The organism is Rhizobium sp. F40D2, from assembly GCF_051810745.2.
Classification (GTDB): domain Bacteria; phylum Pseudomonadota; class Alphaproteobacteria; order Rhizobiales; family Rhizobiaceae; genus Rhizobium.
The window spans coordinates 1,724,643-1,744,333 of the sequence record NZ_CM131436.1 but is presented as its reverse complement, the minus strand read 5'-3'; the positions used below and the strand labels follow the sequence as shown (position 1 = coordinate 1,744,333).

Annotated in this window: 9 protein-coding genes; 4 read left to right on the top strand and 5 right to left on the bottom strand. The window is 61.7% G+C overall.

Going from position 1 to position 19,691, the window contains the following annotated elements:
* Positions 1-101 precede the first annotated feature (101 nt).
* Both ACS4RS_RS08375 and ACS4RS_RS08370 read left to right on the top strand, forming a co-directional pair.
* The gene (locus tag ACS4RS_RS08375; protein WP_439011344.1) at positions 102-782 is read left to right on the top strand and encodes an ABC transporter permease subunit; all 681 of its coding nucleotides are present in this window, start codon (positions 102-104) and stop codon (positions 780-782) included.
* Positions 779-1,540: an ATP-binding cassette domain-containing protein gene (locus tag ACS4RS_RS08370; protein WP_439011345.1), complete on the top strand. Its 762-nt coding sequence runs from the start codon at positions 779-781 to the stop codon at positions 1,538-1,540. Before ACS4RS_RS08375 ends, ACS4RS_RS08370 begins: the two co-directional genes overlap by 4 nt.
* Positions 1,541-1,584: 44 nt before the next feature.
* Here the strand turns inward: ACS4RS_RS08370 and ACS4RS_RS08365 are convergent, their stop codons facing one another.
* The 3 genes from ACS4RS_RS08365 to ACS4RS_RS08355 form a co-directional block, all read right to left on the bottom strand.
* Positions 1,585-2,157 carry an NAD(P)H-dependent oxidoreductase gene (locus tag ACS4RS_RS08365; protein ID WP_439011346.1) on the bottom strand — a complete coding sequence of 191 codons (573 nt, stop codon included), beginning with the start codon at positions 2,155-2,157 and terminating at the stop codon, positions 1,585-1,587.
* Between the two features lie 156 nt (positions 2,158-2,313).
* Positions 2,314-5,778, bottom strand: coding sequence for a pyruvate carboxylase (gene pyc, locus ACS4RS_RS08360; RefSeq protein ID WP_439011347.1), 3,465 nt, complete (start codon positions 5,776-5,778; stop codon positions 2,314-2,316).
* A 215-nt stretch (positions 5,779-5,993) separates the two neighbouring features.
* A complete protein-coding gene (locus tag ACS4RS_RS08355; RefSeq protein ID WP_439011348.1) occupies positions 5,994-6,749 on the bottom strand; it encodes an autoinducer binding domain-containing protein in 756 nt (251 codons plus the stop codon).
* A gap of 324 nt (positions 6,750-7,073) precedes the next feature.
* Between ACS4RS_RS08355 and ACS4RS_RS08350 the strand changes: the two genes are divergently transcribed.
* The gene (locus ACS4RS_RS08350) at positions 7,074-8,837 is read left to right on the top strand and encodes a glucan ABC transporter ATP-binding protein/ permease (protein WP_439011349.1); all 1,764 of its coding nucleotides are present in this window, start codon (positions 7,074-7,076) and stop codon (positions 8,835-8,837) included.
* Positions 8,838-9,266: 429 nt separating this feature from the next.
* On the top strand, positions 9,267-9,620 hold the full coding sequence (locus tag ACS4RS_RS08345) for a VOC family protein (protein WP_439011350.1): 354 nt from the start codon (positions 9,267-9,269) through the stop codon (positions 9,618-9,620).
* A 51-nt stretch (positions 9,621-9,671) separates the two neighbouring features.
* Here the strand turns inward: ACS4RS_RS08345 and ACS4RS_RS08340 are convergent, their stop codons facing one another.
* Both ACS4RS_RS08340 and ACS4RS_RS08335 read right to left on the bottom strand, forming a co-directional pair.
* A complete protein-coding gene (locus tag ACS4RS_RS08340; RefSeq protein ID WP_439011351.1) occupies positions 9,672-10,910 on the bottom strand; it encodes an OpgC family protein in 1,239 nt (412 codons plus the stop codon).
* Between the two features lie 100 nt (positions 10,911-11,010).
* Positions 11,011-19,530: a GH36-type glycosyl hydrolase domain-containing protein gene (locus ACS4RS_RS08335; RefSeq protein WP_449313941.1), complete on the bottom strand. Its 8,520-nt coding sequence runs from the start codon at positions 19,528-19,530 to the stop codon at positions 11,011-11,013.
* Between the last annotated feature and the right edge of the window lie 161 nt (positions 19,531-19,691).

The window sequence follows — 19,691 nt, the reverse complement described above, 5'->3', positions numbered from 1 at the left end:
CAAGGGGCAGGGGCTACCAGATTAAGTCCCTCCCCTTGTGGGGAGGGGTTGGGGAGGGGTATTCCGAGATATCCTGCCCAAACCCACGAGAGAGAACACCTGTGGCGCACTGGCTCCAACTGATGGCGGAATCGCTCCCCTCGCTTCTCTGGGCGGGACTAATCTTCACCATCCCCCTCACGCTGCTGTCTTTCGCTTTCGGCCTGATCCTCGGGCTGATCACCGCGATTGCCCGCCTTTTCGGCCCCGGGCCTGTCGCGGCCATCGCCCGTTTTTATGTCTGGGTCATCCGTGGCACGCCGCTGCTCGTCCAGCTTTTCGTGATTTTCTACGGCCTGCCGAGCATCGGCATCCTGCTCGATGCCTTTCCCGCCGCCCTCATCGGCTTCACCCTGAATATCGGCGCCTACAGTTCCGAGATCATCCGCGCCGTCATCTCCTCGGTGCCCAAGGGCCAGTGGGAGGCCGCCTATTCGATCGGCATGAGCTGGCGCCAGGCGATGAGCCGCACCATCCTGCCGCAGGCCGCCCGCGTCGCCGTGCCGCCGCTGTCGAACACCTTCATTTCGCTGGTCAAGGATACCTCGCTTGCCGCCGCCATCACCGTGCCGGAACTCTTTCAGGCGGCACAGCGCATCGTCGCCACCACCTATGAGCCGCTGATCCTCTATATCGAGGCGGCGCTGCTCTATCTCATGCTGAGCTCCGTCCTCTCGCAGCTGCAGGTTCGGCTGGAACGCCGCTTCGCGCGGTATGGCGGCATGCTGGAGGCCAATGCATGATCGAGCTTTCCCATGTCGAAAAGCGCTTCGGCGACGCCGTCATCCTGAAGGACATCAGCATCCGCATTCCCGAAGGCAGCGTCACCGCGCTGGTGGGACCCTCCGGCGGCGGCAAGAGCACGCTGCTGCGCTGCATCAACCTGCTCGAAATCCCGACGGCCGGGACGATCCGCCTCGGAGAGGAAACGCTGTCCTTTGCACCGGGCAAACGAACGAGCTGGCAGGCGATCCAGAAGATCCGCCGTCAGACGGGCATGGTCTTCCAGAACTTTCAGCTTTTCCCGCATCAGACCGCGATCGAGAATGTCATGGAGGGCCTGGTGACGGTGCTGAAATGGCCGCGGGAAAAGGCGCGTGAACGCGCCATGGAGCTGTTGACCAAGGTCGGCATGACCCACAAGGCCGACGCCTGGCCGTCGACGCTCTCAGGCGGCCAGCAGCAGCGTGTGGCAATCGCTCGCGCCCTGGCGCCGTCGCCGCGCGTGCTTCTCTGCGACGAGCCGACCTCGGCGCTCGATCCGGAACTTTCGGCCGAAGTGGTTGATGTGCTCGGCCGTCTCGCTAGAGAAGGCACGACAATGGTGATGGCGACCCACGATCTCCGGCTCGCCTCGAAGATCGCCAATGACGTCGTCTTCCTGGAAGCCGGAAGCGTGGTCGAAACCGGCAGCGCCAGGGCGATCTTCACGGCGCCAGAGCGCGAGCGCACCAAGCGCTTCATCTCGACGATCAACGCCGCCCACACTTACGATATCTGAGGCAATGCCGGGATGCGGGGCACCCGGCATTGCTCGAATGCCAATCAGGAGGCCGTGACGACGGCACGCGCAGCCTTCAGCGCATTTCCCCACCAGGTGATCTGATCGAGCAGGTTCTTGGCAGCCTCGTTGAGATGGGTGTAATCGCCAAGGCTCTTGCCCTCCTTGAGAACGGCAAGATATTCACTGAATGCGATGTGGACGCCTGTTTTGACGGAAGCGGCGCTCATTTCCACGAAGATCAGACGCAGCTGCTCGACCGCACGGGCGCCGCCAACGCCGCCGTAACCGACGAAACCGACCGGCTTCTGGATGAATTCGCCGAGATCGATCGCGTTCTTCAGAACGGCCGTCGGCGCATGATTGTACTCGGCAACGGTGAAGATGAAGCCGTCGAATTCACGCAACTTCTTCTTCCAGCGCTCGGCGGAGTCGCTTTCGGCCGTCGTAGCGCGTGCTTCGCCGAAGAAATGCATGGGATAGTCGAGAAGATCGAGAATCTCGACTTCCAGATCGGGGCGCTGGCCGGTGAGGTCGGCGATCCACTTGGCCGGATGTTCGGCAAAACGGCCAATACGCGTACTGCCGACAATGACGGCAATCTTCAGCTTGCTCATGGAGATGATTTCCTGATTGGTCTTGGGGGACGGATGGTGGGAGCGCAAGTCTATGAGAAAGCCTCCTCGCCGGGCAAGGCGAGGAGGCGGCTAACGCTTCAAAAAAATCAGTTTTTTGGCGGCCCGATCATACACAATCGGGTGATTGCCCATTGCTCAACTGCCATAGACGACGAGCAAGTCCTTGGCATCGATCTGGTCGCCCGCCTTGACGAGAACTTCGGTGATGGTGCCGTCCTTTTCGGCATGCAGCGCCGTTTCCATCTTCATCGCCTCGATGGAGACGAGCACGTCACCCGCACTGACGGCCTGGCCTGAAGAGACAAAGACGCGTGAGATGACGCCCGGCATCGGCGCACCGACATGAACGGCATTGCCCGGCTCGGCCTTGCGGCGGACGGCCGCACCCGTCGCCCCATGCGCCCGGTCCGGCACCTTGATACGGCGCGGCTGGCCGTTGAGCTCGAAGAAGATGGTCACCATGCCCTGGCTGTCGGTGGCGCTCATCGCCTGATTGACGATGACGAGCGTTTTGCCGCGCTCGATATCGGCAAACAGTTCCTCGCCGTCCTTGAGACCGTAGAAATAGGCGGGTGTCGGCAGCACCGAGACCGGCCCGTAGGTATCCGAGGCGAGCGCGAAGTCGGTAAAGACCTTCGGATACATCAGATAGGAGGCGAATTCGAAATCGCTGACCTCACGATCCAGCTTCGTCTCGATAACTTTACGCTCCGCATCGAGATCGGCATCGGAGAGCAGCGAGCCGGGACGCACGGTGTAGGGCTTGTCGCCCTTCAGCGCCTTCTTCTGCAGCGCTTCCGGCCATCCCGACGGCGGCTGGCCGAGATCGCCCTTCAGCATCGAGACCACCGATTCCGGGAAGGAGACTTCCCTGTTGGGGTTGACGACATCGGCGACCGTCAGGTCCTGGCTCACCATCATCAGCGCCATGTCGCCGACCACCTTGGAGGACGGCGTCACCTTGACGATATCACCGAACATCTGGTTGGCGTCGGCATAGGCCTGCGCCACTTGATGCCAGCGGGTTTCCAGACCGAGCGAGCGGGCCTGTTCCTTGAGGTTGGTGAACTGACCGCCCGGCATTTCATGCAGATAGACTTCCGAGGCCGGACCCTTCAGATCGCTTTCGAAAGCGGCATACTGGTTGCGCACCGCTTCCCAATAGAAGGAGACGCGGCGGATCCATTCCGGATCGAGGCCCGGATCGCGCTCCGTACCGCGCAGCGCCTCGACGATCGAGCCAAGACAGGGCTGCGACGTATTGCCGGACAGCGCATCCATGGCCGCATCGACGGCATCGACGCCGGCGTCGACCGCGGCAAGAACGGTCGCCGCCGCGATGCCCGACGTATCATGCGTGTGGAAATGGATCGGCAGGCTGGTCGCCTCGCGCAACGCCTTGAAGAGAACCTTCGCCGCCGCAGGCTTGAGCAGGCCGGCCATATCCTTGAGCGCAATGATATGGGCACCGGCCTTTTCCAGCTCGACCGCAAGGTCGGTATAATATTTCAGGTCATATTTCGGGCGAGCCGAGTTCATAATATCGCCGGTATAGCAGATCGCCGCCTCGCAGAGCTTGTTCTCCTCGGCGATGGCATCCATCGACACCCGCATGTTCTCGACCCAGTTCAGGCAGTCGAAGACGCGGAAGAGATCGATACCGCCGCGGGCAGCCTGGCGGACGAAGTATTTGACGACATTGTCGGGATAGTTGGTGTAGCCAACACCATTGGCGCCGCGCAGCAGCATCTGCAGCAGCAGGTTCGGCGCGCCCTCGCGGATCAGCGCCAGCCGCTCCCATGGGTCTTCCGTCAGGAAGCGCATCGAGACGTCGAAGGTGGCGCCGCCCCAGCATTCCAGCGAGAGCAGGTTCGGCAGCGCATGCGCATAGGTGCCGGCGATGCGGGCGATGTCATAGGTGCGCATGCGGGTGGCGAGCAGCGACTGGTGGCCGTCGCGCATCGTCGTGTCGGTCAGAAGCACCCGCTTCTCGTTGCGCATCCATTCGCCGAATTTCTTCGGGCCGAGCGTGTCGAGAAGCTGCTTGGTGCCGTCCTTGACGCCATTTCCGTTGGCATAGGGCACCACAGGCTGGGCGGCGTTATCAAGCGGCCTCGGCCGGTCCTTGGCTTCGGGATGGCCGTTGACGGTGACGTCGGCGAGATAGGTGAGCAGCTTCGTCGCGCGGTCCTGGCGCTTGACCTGCTGGAAGAGTTCCGGCGTCGTGTCGATGAAGCGGGTGGTGTAGCTGTTGTCGCGGAATTTCGGATGGCCGATGATCGCTTCGAGGAAGGTCAGGTTGGTGGCCACGCCGCGGATGCGGAATTCACGCAGCGCCCGGTCCATGCGGGAAATCGCTTCGGAGGGGTTCGGCGCCCAGGCCGTGACCTTGACGAGCAGCGGATCGTAATAGCGGGTGATGATGGCGCCCGAATAGGAGGTGCCGCCGTCGAGGCGGATGCCGAAACCGGAAGCCGAGCGATAGGCGGTGATGCGGCCGTAATCCGGAATGAAGTTGTGCTCCGGATCCTCGGTGGTGATGCGGCACTGCAGCGCATGGCCGTTGAGACGGATGTCGGCCTGAGCGGGAACGCCGGATTCCGGCGTACCGATCGCGGCGCCGTCAAGGATGTGGATCTGCGCCTTGACGATGTCGATGCCGGTGACGACTTCGGTGACCGTATGCTCGACCTGGATGCGCGGATTGACTTCAATGAAGTAGAATTTGCCGGTATCGGCATCCATCAGATATTCGACGGTGCCGGCGCCCACATAATTGGTCGCCGCTGCGATCTTCAGCGAATAGGCGGCGAGTTCCTGGCGCTGCGCCTCGGAAAGATAGGGGGCCGGCGCCCGCTCGACGACCTTCTGGTTGCGGCGCTGTATGGAGCAGTCACGCTCGAACAGATGCACGACATTGCCGTGCGTATCGCCGAGAACCTGGCTTTCGACATGGCGGGCCCGCTCGACGAGCTTTTCCAGATAGACCTCGTCCTTGCCGAAGGCGGCCATCGCCTCGCGCTTGGCCTCGGTCACCTCACGGGCGAGATCCTTCGGGTCGCGGATGGCGCGCATGCCGCGCCCGCCGCCGCCCCAGGAAGCCTTGAGCATGACGGGATAACCGATCTCTTTCGCCATCTCCGCCACCACAGCCATATCGTCTGGCAGGGGCTCGGTCGCCGGCACGACAGGCACGCCGACCGAGATCGCCAGATTGCGGGCCGCAACCTTGTTGCCGAGCTGGCGCATCGTATCGGCCCTCGGGCCGATGAAGATGATACCGGCCTTGTTGCAGGCATCGACGAATTCGGGGCTTTCCGACAGCAGGCCGTAACCCGGGTGAATGGCATCGGCGCCCGAGAGTTTAGCGACGCGGATCACCTCGTCGATCGACAGATAGCTTTCGATCGGTCCGAGATCACGCGCAAGATGCGGGCCGCGGCCGACCTGATAGCTTTCGTCCGCCTTGAAGCGGTGTAGCGCCAGCTTGTCCTCTTCAGCCCAGATCGCCACGGTTTTTATTCCAAGCTCGTTGGCCGCGCGGAACACGCGAATGGCAATTTCGGAGCGGTTGGCAACGAGAATCTTGGAAATGGGCAAAACGGTCTCCTCAGACGTTCAGACGCGGGCATGCTGCACCCGCGAAGGAAATTCTTAACTTCTTGTCACAGGAAGTTCAATTTCTCTTGCGACTGCGAAATGCAATTTCTCGCCATTCTGGATACGGATGTTGTCCGGCCGGATCGGCCAAAATCTGAATCCCTATCAAATCAGAGAGATAGCGTGAAACGCGCTTATACTGTCAGCATCATGCTTTAGCTTATCAGCCGGTGACGGAAGGCGAGCGCCACCGCCTGTTGCCGGTTTTTCGCCTTCAGCTTGTTCTGCAAGCCGTTCATATACCAGTCAACCGTGTGGTTTGAGATCTTGAGCACCTTGCCGATTTCCATCGAGGTCATGCCTTCGGCGAGATAATGCAGGATCTCCATTTCACGTCGCGTCAGCGGCGTGTCGGCCGGCAGTACGGTTTCCAGCGCCTGCGCCTCGTCCTTCAGTTCGAGCAATCGCCAGAAACTCTTGCGCGCCACCGCTTCAAACAGGGCGATCTCCACGGGCGACAGCTCGACAGGTTTGCCGGCGAGACTGAGGCTGCCGAGAATGCCGTTCCGTCCGTGGACGGGAAAGATATAGCCGTCTTCCAGTCCGTGACCGAAGGCATCGACCATCATCTGCTCCATGCGGCGCTGCTGCGCATCCTTGCCGAAGGCCGCCAAACTTTCCCGCCAGCGGAAAGGCCGTTGCGCATGGGCGAGATAGCGCACCATCGGATCGATCATAACATATTTTTTCGCGGAATAGATTTCCGGCCATTGTTTCGGCCAGCGGTGGGCAAGCGCCGCGTCCCGAGATTCCGGATTCCGCTGCGCCGGATTTTGCGGCAAATGGCGCAGCAGGCCGTAATATGCGAAGCCGCAATCGTCGATCACCCGCTCGAGCTCGGTCACCACAGCCCGAGAGTTTGGCGATTCTTCCAGAATTATAAGCAATTGAATTAACAAATTAATATTCACAAAATGCCCCTTGCCCGGACGTGACGCCCGCATCCGAGGCCGTCGGCGGCTTTTCAAATGGGTCGCGAAACGGTCTTCTCAAAAAATGCAGTCTCTAATTTTAATGCTGTGCTAAAAATTTACTAAAATGCAAGCGCAAATTGTTGCGCGGATATAGCCGAGTAACAATTTCAGCGCCATAGCCTATCTCGTCGCATCTTGCGATAGTACGATCGGGTGAATCGTCGCCTGGATGGAGCCCTGAATGCTCCGTTAATCGCCGGTTCAGGTAGCCTTTTGTAGCATGGCATCATCCCGTTTTCGCAGATGCACAAGAGGTTCGACGTGACGCTATTCAAGGTCTATGCAAGAGCTCTGCGCTATCTTGGCGCTTACAAGCTGCGCGTATCCCTGGTCGTGGTGGCAAACATCGTTCTGGCAACGATTACCATCGCGGAGCCGATCCTGTTCGGTCGCATTATCGATGCGATTTCCGGCAAGGGTGAGGTCAAGCCTATCCTTTTCATGTGGGCGACTTTCGCGGTCTTCAACACCGTCGCCTTCGTCCTGGTCGCCCGCGAGGCCGACCGGCTGGCCCATGGCCGGCGGGCGACGCTGCTGACAGAAGCCTTCGGCCGGATCATTTCCATGCCGCTTGGCTGGCACCATCAGCGCGGCACCTCCAACGCGCTGCATACATTGTTGCGCGCCTGCGAAACGCTGTTTGGTCTCTGGCTGGAATTCATGCGCAACCATCTGTCGACGGTCATCGCGCTTGCCCTTCTGATCCCGACCGCAATGTCGATGGACCTGCGCCTTTCCGCCGTACTGATGGTGCTCGCCGTCGCCTACTGGCTGATCGGCCGCGTCGTCATGAGCCGCACCAAGGACGGTCAGGCTTCGGTCGAAAACCATTATCACACGGTTTTCTCGCATGTCAGCGACTCGATCAGCAACGTTTCGGTCCTGCACAGCTACAACCGCATCGAGGCTGAAACCCGGGCGCTGAAATCCTTTGCCGACCGCCTGCTCGAAGCCCAATATCCGGTGCTCGACTGGTGGGCGATCGCCAGCGCGCTGAACCGCATGGCGTCGACCATTGCGATGATGGTGGTTCTGATCATCGGCACCATGCTCGTCCAGGCCGGCCAGTTGCGCGTCGGCGACGTCATTGCCTTCATCGGCTTTGCCAACCTGCTGATCGGCCGCCTCGACCTGATGCGCCAGTTCGCCACGCAGATTTTCGAAGCTCGTTCCAAGCTCGAGGAATTCTATACGCTCGAAGACTCAGTGCGTGAACGCGAAGAACCTGCCGGCAATGGCGAGATCAAGGACGTCAAGGGTGCGATCGAATTCCGCGACGTCTCCTTCGGCTTCGGCAACAGCTCGCAAGGCCTGCACAATGTCTCCTTCTCGGTGAAGGCAGGCCAGACGGTCGCGATCGTCGGCCCGACCGGCGCCGGCAAGACGACGCTGGTCAACCTGCTGCAGCGCGTCTACGACGCCCAAAGCGGCCAGATCCTCGTTGACGGCACCGATATCACCAAGGTGACCCGCAAGTCACTGCGTCGCCATATCGCGACCGTCTTCCAGGATGCGGGCCTGCTGAACCGTTCAATCAGCGACAATATCCGCCTCGGTCGCGAAGGTGCGAGCGAAGAGGAAATGCGCCGTGCGGCCGAAGCCGCCGCCGCCGCCGACTTTATTGAGACCCGTGAGGATCGCTACGATACGCACGTCGGTGAACGCGGCAACAAGCTCTCCGGCGGCGAGCGCCAGCGTATCGCGATTGCCCGCGCCATCCTCAAGGACGCGCCGATCCTGGTGCTCGACGAGGCGACCTCGGCGCTCGACGTCGAGACCGAAAACCGCGTCAAGGCCGCGATCGACAATCTGCGTCAGAATCGCACCACCTTCATCATCGCCCACCGCCTGTCGACGGTTCGCGAAGCCGATATGGTGCTCTTCCTCGATGACGGCCGCGTCGTCGAACAGGGCAGCTTCGACGAACTCAGCCACAGCAACGGCCGCTTCGCCGCCCTGCTGCGCGCCAGCGGCATCCTCACGGACGAAGAGGTCCGCAAGGCCCACACCACCGAAGCCGCCTGATCGCTCGGGGTTTTAAGACAAAGGCCGGAAGGGTAGCTCCCTTCCGGCCTTTTTTGTTGGGATGGGTGAAGCGGCTGCATCGAACTGCGTTCATACGGCGCGCTTTAAAGACTTGGTTTTTTCCCAATACCTCTGTGGTCGATGGATCGGCAGCCAGGCGTGGATACCCCTGCCTGTCAGACGTGGTCCCAACACGGAGGGAATTGGCGAGCGGCTGCCCTCTCCCTCCACTCTAGTACCGTGCGGAACATCGGTTGGTCATTGACGGGGGAAACCATCGCGCCCAGCCAATCCCCCACTGTGCGGGAGATGCCAGCCAGGGCAGAGGCGGTGTCCCACACCGCCACATCTCCTTCCCACTACACCGATTGACCACGCTGCCGATCTTCCTACCTTCCGCCTTGTCACCCGGCATCGGAAGGAAAGCCCATGAAGGTCCTGCGCATCGTCGCCAATATCGAGGCCCCCGATATCAGCTCGGCCCGGCGCTTCTATCAGGATATCCTCGGTCTCGACGTCGTCATGGATCACGGCTGGATCACGACCTTCGCCGCCGCGAGACCGATGAACGTTCAGCTGAGCATCGCCAGCGAGGGCGGTTCCGGAACGCCGGTGCCCGATCTTTCGATCGAAGTTGATGATCTCGATGCCGTGTTCGAGGCGGTGTCGGCTGCCGGTTTTGCGATCGAGTATGGGCCGGCCGACGAGCCCTGGGGCGTCAGGCGCTTTTATGTGCGCGATCCGCTGGGCAAGCTGGTGAACATTCTCGTCCATGAAAATTGAGCCGGCGGCCATCGGCCACCGGCTCCTTCATCTCACTGCCACGTCCGAGACTTATTTCCGATCGTTGCGGCGGTAGGCGTTTGCCGTTCCGCCGATCCGGACGGGCACCGGGATGGTGCCGGGCTCGGTGACGAGTTTCCCCTTGACCTTGCCCTGCTGGCGCTTGCGTTCGAGATAATAGGCATAGGCGAATTGCGTCGCGATGCCGGCGACCACGAAGAGCGGACCGACCAGCGGGTCCTTGTTGGTGATATAGAGCACCACCTGGCCGATCATGGCGAGGATCGTGCCGGCAACGAAGATGTTCAGCGAATGGCGGCCGAGGATCGTCAGCGGATGGTCCGCAGGACGGCGCAGAATGCGTGACAGCGCCGGAATGCTGACGACGAGATAGCTAAGCGCCAGCACGTGCAGCAGCCGCGGCAGCGACAGGAAGGTCTTGTCGAAGCCGGTGATAACAGTCGGCAGGCCAAGTGCTGCCAGCGAATTGCCAAAGGCCCAGAGATGGCCGGTCACCCAGACGAAGGACAACGCGACGTAACCGGCAGCGGCCACAAACAGCAGCGGATGCTGCGGAATCGTGCCGCCTCGCTTGATATGCAGCATCGAAACGATGCCGATCGAAAACAGGAACTGCCAGGAAAGCGGATTGAGGAACCAGTAGCTCTCGATCAGCATGTTGTGCGGCGCCACCTCATAAATGCCTGCAAGCAGCCAGACCGTGCCGGAGACGCCGAGCGCCAGCAACGAACTGCGCGCATTCAAGAGCAGGATGATCGGCACCATCAGCATCAATGCCCCGTACATCGGAAGGATATTGTTGTAGCCGATCTGATGGCCGAGCAGCAGCAGCGCCGGGATACCGGCCTTCAGGTTCATCAGCACCGCTAGAATGTTGATTTCAACAAGCAAACCCGGCCGGTGAAACAGCCACGCTCCGCAGATGAACAGCGCCAGCGTCATGAAGGTGGTGATCATATGAGCGAGATAAAGCGTGAAGGCGCGTTTCGCCGCCTTGATCGCCATCTTGAGCCGATTGCCAGGCCGGAACCCGGAACCATAGGCAAGGCCGACGGCGATGCCCGAGATCAGCACGAAGGCCTCGGCGGCATCGGAGAAGCCGAAATTCTTCGTCGTCAGATATTCGAAGATCTGTCCAGGAACATGATTGATGAAAATCATGATCAGCGCCACGCCGCGCAAGACGTCAAGCCTGGTGTCACGCATTGGCGCAGCTGCGGATAGGGGACTGCGCCCGGTGAAGATGGCTTCGGTCGGCGTGCTTGCCATAGGTTTCTCCTTGTCATCCGATTTGCAAACGCGACGATGGCCAAAAGGGTTCCTTTTTGGCCATCGCGAATCGCCGTGTTTTTCAGCATGGAGAATGCTGTTATCCGAGCGGATATCCCTCTTCGGGATCGGTGACTTCGCAGCCGTTGATTGATAGAGTGTAGCCGCTGTCATTGGACGCTTTTGAGACCGAAATGCGGTATTTGCCGCCGCCGTGTTCCACCTCTGCCGCAAAACCGTCCCATTCCGACGGGAGCGATGGCCGCACATAAAGCCTCCCGCCCTTCAGCCGGATGCCGAGGATGCCCTCGACGGCGGCACGGTAAAGCCAGCCGGCGGAACCGGTATACCAGGTCCAGCCGCCGCGCGACGTATAGGGCTCATGGCCGTAAACGTCTGCCGCCACGACATAGGGCTCGACGCGGTATTGCTCCGCCGAAGCCTTGTCGAGCGCGTGGGTGATCGGGTTGAGGATCTGGAAGCAGCGCAACGCATCATCGCCCCGCTTTTGTTCCGCCAGCGCCATCACCACCCAGGTCGCGGCATGGGTATATTGCCCGCCATTTTCGCGCACCCCCGGTGGGTAGGCCTTGATATAACCGGGATCCCTGGCGGAATTGACGAAAGGCGGCGTGAACAGCCGGATGATGCGGGCATCCTCATCGACCAGCTGGTCGAGCACGGCATCCATCGCCGTGACGGCGCGGGCCGGATCACCCTCGCCCGACAGCACGCTCCATGACTGCGCAATCGAATCGATCCGGCATTCCGGGCTTTCCCTGGAGCCGAGCAGCGCACCGTCGTCGAACGTGCCGCGGCGATAGTAGCCGCCATCCCAGGCCGCAGTTTCGAGCGCTTTCTTAAGCTCGGTCAGATGCGCCGACCAGCGCTCCGCGCGGGCCGTGTCGCCGCGCTCTTCGGCATAGGGAATGAAGGAACGCAAGGCGCCTGCCAGGAACCAGCCGAGCCAGACGCTGGTGCCGCGCCCGCCGATGCCGACGCGGTTCATGCCGTCGTTCCAGTCGCCGCCAAGGAACAGCGGCAGGCCGTTTGCTCCCTTGCGGGCGATGGCGAGATCGAGTGCCAGCGCCGCGTGTTCGTAGACGCTCGCCTTGTCCTCGGAAATCTCAGGCCTGTAGAAGGAATCGTGCTGGCCTTCGAGCAGGGCCGGTCCTTCCAGGAAGGCGATCTCCTCGTCGAGCACACTCTTGTCGCCGGTGACGCTGCAATAATGATGGATCGCATAGCTGAGCCAGACGACGTCGTCCGAGATCAATGTGCGCACGCCCGCACCCGTTCCCGGCAGCCACCAATGCTGCACGTCGCCTTCGCGGAATTGGCGCGAAGACGCGTTCAGGATCTGCCCGCGGGCAAGCGAGGGTTCGTGCAGCACGAAGGCCAGCGTGTCCTGCAGCTGATCGCGGAAGCCGAAGGCGCCGCTTGCCTGGTAGAAGGCGGTGCGGGCCATGATGCGGCAGCCGAGGCTCTGATAGGGCAGCCAGGTGTTCACGAGATTGTTCATCCCGCGATCCGGCGTCGATATCTGCAGCCTTCCGGTAAAATCCCGCCAGAAGGCCCGGTTCGTCTCGACGACATCGTCGAACGAAGCCTTGCGGATATCGGCGATGACGCTGCGCGCTTCTTCCTCCGTGGGCGTATCGCCGAGGAGGAAGGTGAAGTCGCGCTCCTCGCCAGCGGCAACCTCGAAGTCGATCGCAAGGGCTGCGGCCGGATCACCGTCGAGATCGGCCGTGCCGGAAAGCGAGGCGGCGGATATAACGGCCTGCGGCGCCTGGATCGTTCCCGCCTTGCCGACGAATTCGCGCCGGCTTGCCGAGAAGCTCGAAAGCGCCTCGCTCGCCGCGAAGAAGGCGATGCGGTTGGAATAATCGATGCTGTAGGGATTGGTGGCAAACAGCGCCCCCGTCTGCTCGTCATATCTCGACAGGATGAAGGGCGCGGTGCGTGCCGCATTGCTGCCAAGGATCCACTCGACGTAACCGTAGAGACGCAGCCTGCGGCTGGTCGAACCGGTATTGCGCAGGCGCAGACGCTGCAGTTTCACCGGCCTTTCGCGGTCGATCGTCTGCGTGAGCTCCAGCGCGATATCGTGCTGAACGCTGGAGAAAGCGGAATAGCCGAGCCCGTGGCGGGCTTCGAAACGAATGTCCGGCCGGCGCGAAAGCGCTGCGAACGGCGTCATGACAGCACCGCTGTCGAGATCGGCGAGATAGAACGCCTCACCCGAACGGTTGATCACCGCATCGTTCGACCAGGAGGTAAGCTGATAGTCGCGCGAATTGGCGCTCCAGGTGAAGCCCGCGCCCTCAGCCGACACGTGGAAGCCGAACCTGTCGTTGGAGATGACATTGATCCAGGGCTGCGGCGTCGCGTGGCCTCCGGGCAGGCGAACGACATATTCGCGTCCGTCGCGGGCAAAGCCGCCGATGCCGTTCCAGAAGTCGAGATCGCCCTCCTCCTCGATGACGACGGCTGGCACGACGGGCGGCGACACCGGCGCGGCGCGCTTGACCGGGGCCTTGTTGCGCTCGGCCCGTTCCATCTCCTGCTGCTCCTCCTTGGAGGGGGCAAACAGGGCGACGGCGCGGTTGATCTGGTCGACCACCTTGCCGTTCTTCGTATGCAGCGTGACGCGGGAAGCCGCGATCAGCGCATGATAGGTGCTCTCCTCCATCAGGTCCTTGCGAACTGCAAAGATATGCTGGCGCAAGCCGTCGGCCTGGCCCATGCGGCGGACGTTTTCGCACATGGCGTCGAGCGCGTGCTGCATGTCCTGCGCATAGGAAGAGGCTCGTTCGTTCATGATGACGAGATCGGCGGTGACGCCGCGCGAGCGCAGATATTCCTGCGCCAGCAGTGCCTCACGGGCGATGTCGAGATCCATATCGTCGTTGATGCGCAGCGTGAAGATCGGAAAGTCGCCGGAGATCGCCAGCGGCCACAGCGCCGATTGCGACTGCAGGCCGGCCTCGACGGTCGCCTCGTCTTTGCGCAGCTGCATATCGGGATAGACGAGATAGCGGCCGAGATGCTGGAAGGCCGCCGCCTGCTGCGAGGTGACGCCGACGTGACGCATCTGCACCTGGGTGCGCGTCCAGGCCTGGACCAACTCGTGGGTAAAGGCGTCGGGATGACGGTAGCGATTGACCGCCTTGTCGACTTCTTCGCGGCTAGGCGCTGCGATCGTCCAGAAGATCACGCTGACTTTCTTGCCGGCCGGCACGCGGACGGTGCGACGCAGCGACATCACCGCATCGAGCATGAAGCCGTCGCTGCCGGAAAGCGTCGCCCCCGGATCGAAGGCCGCCGCATCGGCAAGGCTGCGGCCACGGCCGATGAACTTGCGTCGGTCGGTCTCGAATTCCGTGTGGCGGGTGTCGCCGGCATTGTCGACGATCAGATGGGCGATGCTGATGTTCGGCTCGTTCGGATCGCGCTTGTTGCGTTCGGCGCGGATGACGTCGCCGCGCTTGCCGATCTCGGTCTTGACGAACATGCGGGCGAATGCCGGGTGCGCATTGTCGGTATCGTCGGAGGTAATCACCGGTTCGAGATAGGAGGTGACTTCGATGAAACGGTCTTCCGCGCCCATGTTGAGCAGGGTCACACGGCGGGCCTCCGCATCATGCTCGGTCGCAATGATGCATTCCACCTCGCTCGTCAGGTCGCCGACCGTCTTGGTGAACTGTGCCTTCTCGTCGGCGAATTCGACCTTCATCTTCTCGCCTTCGACACCCTTGGGCTCCGATGTCGTCGACCACCATTCGTTTGTGGCGGTATCGCGCAGGAAGATGAAGCTGCCCCAGCGGTCTTCGGTCGGATCGGCTTTCCAGCGGGAAACGGAAAGGCCGTTCCAACGAGAATAGCCGGCGCCTGTCGCCGTCAGCATCAACGAATAATGGCCGTTCGACAAGAATACGAGTTCGCGGTCGCGCGACGCCGGATCGCTGATCTTCCTGATCTCCGGTCGCAGCAGGTCGTCCTGGATGCTCGCCGGCGTATCGGATTCATGCTTGCCGCTCATGACCGGAATGTCACGCGGCGCCTTTTCCTGCAGCAGAAGCTCCGCTGCCTCGATGACCGGATCGGCGTGGAAGAGCTCGCGCAGATGGCCGTTAAAGGCGACGTTGGCAACGGCTGCGATCGACATGCCGTGATGGTGGGCGTAATAATTGTAGACCACGGCGCATTTCTTGCCTTCCGGCACGCGCGTCGGTGTGAAGTCGACAGCATCGTGGAAGCCGAACTTGCCGAGCGCGCCGACCTTGCGCAGCCTCTGCAGATTTTCGAGCGCGCTCGGCGGGTCGTACTGGCTGGCGAGCAGCGAGGCGTAGGGCGCGATGACGGCATTGTGGCCGAGGCCGCGCTTCAGGCCGAGCGTCGGCACGCCGAAATTCGTGTACTGATAGTTGAGGTTATGGTCGCGGGCATTGAAGGCCGCCTCCGAAATGCCCCACGGAATGCCGAGCTTGCGGGCGTAATTCATCTGTTCGACGACAACCAGATTGTTGGTCTGGTTGAGAATGCCCCCGCCGCGCTCCTGCATGACGAGCGGCGGCATCAGATATTCGAACATCGAGCCGGACCAGGAGACCAGCGCGCCGCGCGACCCCACAGGCACGACCTGGCGGCCGAGGCGGTACCAGTGCTCCGTCGGCAGATCGCCCTTGGCGATGCCGAACAGACTGGTCAGGCGGCATTCCGAAGCGAGAAGGTCATAGCAGGCCTGGTCGAGTTCACCGCTTTCGACGCGATAGCCGATCGACAGCAAACGGCGCTCTGGCCGGAACAGGAAGCCGAAATCCATCGAGAAAGCCAGATCGCGTGCCTTGTCGCGCAACGTCACCAGGCGCGGCCTGAGCGCATCGACCTTGGAAAGGTCGAAGGTGCTGTCTGAAATATGCGCCTCGCAGACCTTCACCAGGGATGCCGCCCATTGGGTGACTTCTTCGCTCTGTTTCGACTTGACCTCATGGTCAAGATTGGCAGCGAGCTTCTCGATATCGCGGGCGAGAACGGCGAGGTTGATGATGCGGATCGAGGCGAATTCATGCTCGCGCTTGACGGCGGCAAGCGCATTCTGGAAACCGACGATGCGTTCCTCCAGGCGCCGGCGCAGCGGCCGCACGGTCTTGCGATCATCAGGCAGGTCCGCCAGCACTTCACCGAGAATGCCGGCGGTGTCGCCGACGCCGTCGAGGTTGCCCTGCATATGGGCGGACGGCGCCTCGGCCCAGTTGCGGCAGGCCGACGAAATGGCGATCAGATGACCGGCGAGATTGCCGCTGTCGACCGCCGAGACATAACGCGGCCCAAGCGTCTGCAGCGTATCGGTGTGATACCAGTTGAACAGATGGCCGCGGAATTTCTCCATTCTGTCGATCGTCGAAATCGTCTGCTCCAGCCGCTCGAGCGTCTCCTCGAAGGAGAACCAGCCGAATTGCCGGCCGGACACGACGGAGAGCAGATAGACGCCGATATTGGTCGGCGAGGTGCGCGCCGCGACAATCACATGCGGCGTTTCCTGGATATTGTCCGGCGGCAGATAGTTCTGCTCCGCCGTGGTGAAGGTCTCGAAATAACGCCAGGTGCGCCGGGCGATCTTGCGCAGTTCGCTCGACACCGAATCGGCGACCTCGAGCCGGTCCTCGGTCTCCGCCGACTGGCTGACATACCAGGCGACGACCGGCGACAGGATCCACAAAAGCGCGAAGGGAATGCCGACGACGAAGGCGTTGTCGCCGGGCAGGGCTGCAAAACCAAGCGCCAGCAGCGCCAGCGCCGGCGCATGCCACATTGCCTTGTAATAGGCGATCAGCGTTCCCTGGCCGCCGGCTTGAACGCTGGCGGCGGTCCGCCACTGCAGCATCAGCTTGCGGCTGACGAACAGGCGGTAGAGCGACCGGCCGATCGCATCGGCCATCATGGCGGCGGAATCGGCGATGAAGACGATCCGCAGAGCAACCTGCGCATTGGCGGCCGTGATATCGGACCAGACGGTATAGAGATGGGCGCGGGCGACGATATCGCTGGTGCGCGGAATGATGCCGTTGATCAGCGACAGCGTCGGCGCGACGAACAGGCAGAAGATCAGCAGAATCTGCCAGATCAGCGCGCCGAGCGGACCCATGAAATACCAGCCGAGCACGGAGGCGAAGAACCAGGCGATCGGCGTCAGCGAGCGGCGCAGATTGTCGAACATCTTCCAGCGGCCGAGTGCCGTGACGCCGTATTTCGGATTGAACATATAGGGCAGCAGCTGCCAGTCGCCGCGCGCCCAGCGATGCTGGCGCGAGGTCTCGACCTCGTAGCGGATCGGGAAATCCTCCACCAGTTCGAGATCGGTAACGAGCGCGCAGCGCGCCATCGAGCCTTCGAGAAGATCGTGGCTGAGCACGGAGTTTTCGTCGATTCGGCCCTTCAGCGAGGCTTCGAAGGCATCGACATGATAAAGACCCTTGCCGGTGAAGGTGCCTTCGCCGGCGAGATCCTGATAGACGTCGGACACAGTGAAGACGTAAGGGTCGAGGCCGCGATTGATCGAAAAGACGCGCTGGAAGACCGACGCGTCCTTGCCCGTCGTCAGCGACGGGGTGACGCGCGGCTGCAGCACGCCGTAGCCGCTTTCGACACGGCCGGTTTTCGGATTGATGACCGGGCGGTTGATCGGATGGTAGAGCTTGCCGACGAGCTTGGTGACGGCATCGCGCATCAGGCGCGTGTCGGCATCGAGCGTCATGACATATTGCACATTGGCCGGCACGGTGTTGGCGCCCGGCAGATAGGTCGTGTCGCGGTCGCCGCGCAGCAGCATGTTCAGCTCATGCAGCTTGCCGCGTTTGCGCTCCCAGCCCATCCACACACCTTCGGAGGGATTGTAGAGGCGGCGGCGATGCAACAGATAGAAACGCGTCTTGCCATCATAGGCATAGCGGGCGGAAAGATTGGCGATCTCGCGCCTGGCATAGTCGAGAACCTCGAGATCGGCGGGCGTTTCTTCAGCCTCGCTGTCAGGCCAATCGCTGAGCAGCGCGAAATAGAGTTCGCCGCGCGGATTGGCAAGGTAATGAACCTCGAGATTGCGCACGTGATCGTCGACGCTGTCGCGGTTCGAGATCAGACAGGGAACGACGAGCAGTGTGCGCGCATCCTCCGGAATGCCTTCCTTGAACTCGTAGCCGACAAGGCGCGCCGGCGTCACGAAGAAGGAAAGCACGGTGTTGAAGAGACCTGTCGCCCCCTCCGACGCCGGCAGTGAGAACATGATCAGCAGCAGGGCGATTTCGATCGCCCCCATGCCGGCATTGGCCATGAACCGGCCCACGATCGCCATGGCGATGATCGTCAAAAGCATGACGGGCACGGCAATTGCCAGCCAGTTGAACCGGCGCACCGCGCGTACGAAATGCTGGGTGACAGTCGGGCGATAGTTCGCCCGCGCCTCGAGCTTCGGCCGCTGGGCGCCGGAGAGGAAACCGCCGACATTCGGTTCATGCGGCTGCGGCTCGTCTGAGGCCTTGGCTGCGGCCGTCATGTCGAGCGCCAGCTGGGCGATTTCCATTTCGGTCAGCGGCGAGCGTTTGGCGAGCTTTTCGATCTGTTTGCGGTATTTGTTGCGCGAGCCGGAATCGAGGATGCCGTAATCCGAATGCTCCCAGAGCAACTTGTCGACATGGCTGACCTGCTCGACCCAGACCGACCATTCGGCATCGTCGATCTCGCGAAGGCTGCGGATGATGTTGCCCATCGTCACGTTGCCGGAAGAGAGGCGGCTGTGTTCAGCCGTCGTCGCCTCTTCTGTATTGCGGCCAAGCTCTTCCAGCCGCTCGTCAAGCCAGGTGATCGCGAGACTCGATGTCTGCGAGCCGTCACGCATGCGATAGAGGAACTGCGTCGCGAATGTATTGTCCTCGGCAAACGGTTCCAGCGTCTTCAGATAGGCGGCCGCAGCGGCCGGATCGGTCAGGCGCACCAGTTCGTCGGCCGCCTCGTTGGCGCGGCGGCGCAGGCGGCGGCTGGCTTCGACGCGGCTTGAAATGCGGCGAAGGTTTTCAACGAGCACATAACGCACAAGCGACGGCAACGCCCAGAGTTCGCCGATCCTGAGCGTCTCGCTGGCCTGAAAACCGTCGACCAGCGCCGTCAGGCTCTCCTGCGAGATCGTGCTGTGGGTATGAGCGACATAGAGCCAGGCGAGCACGAGGGTGCGCGGCACCTCGACACCGCCGACGGTCATGGTCGGCAATTCGCGATAGAAGCGGCGGGGGAAGTCGCGCCGCACCTCCTGGATCGCCTCTTCGACGATATAATGATTGTCCAGCAGCCATTCTGCCGCCGGCGTGATCGTCTCGCCGGCTTCGACATCGGTCGCCGTGGTCCGGTAGACGCGCAGAATTTCTTTCTCGTTTTCCTTGTGACGCGCGAAGAAATCGAAGGGGGCGAAAGCCGGCAACCGGTCGACGCCGCCGCGGGCGACCGTATTGCCGATCGCCTTGATGTCCTCGATGGCAAGATAGGTCGAGCGGATCGAATCGTTGTGATCGATCTGCTTCGTCTCAGGTTCACGCGGAAGGCTCGGAGAAAGATTTGAAATAGACATGGGTTCGGTTCTGGATCCAAACGAAGTTATGGCTGTTTTGCTCAGCCTTTTGCACTGCTTATCATGACTGCTACATGAACGGAGCCCGTTTCTTCGAAGATCGATGAAGCCGGGATAAATGACGCTTGGGCCAAGCGATGCGAACGGGCTAAGCCCCGGTC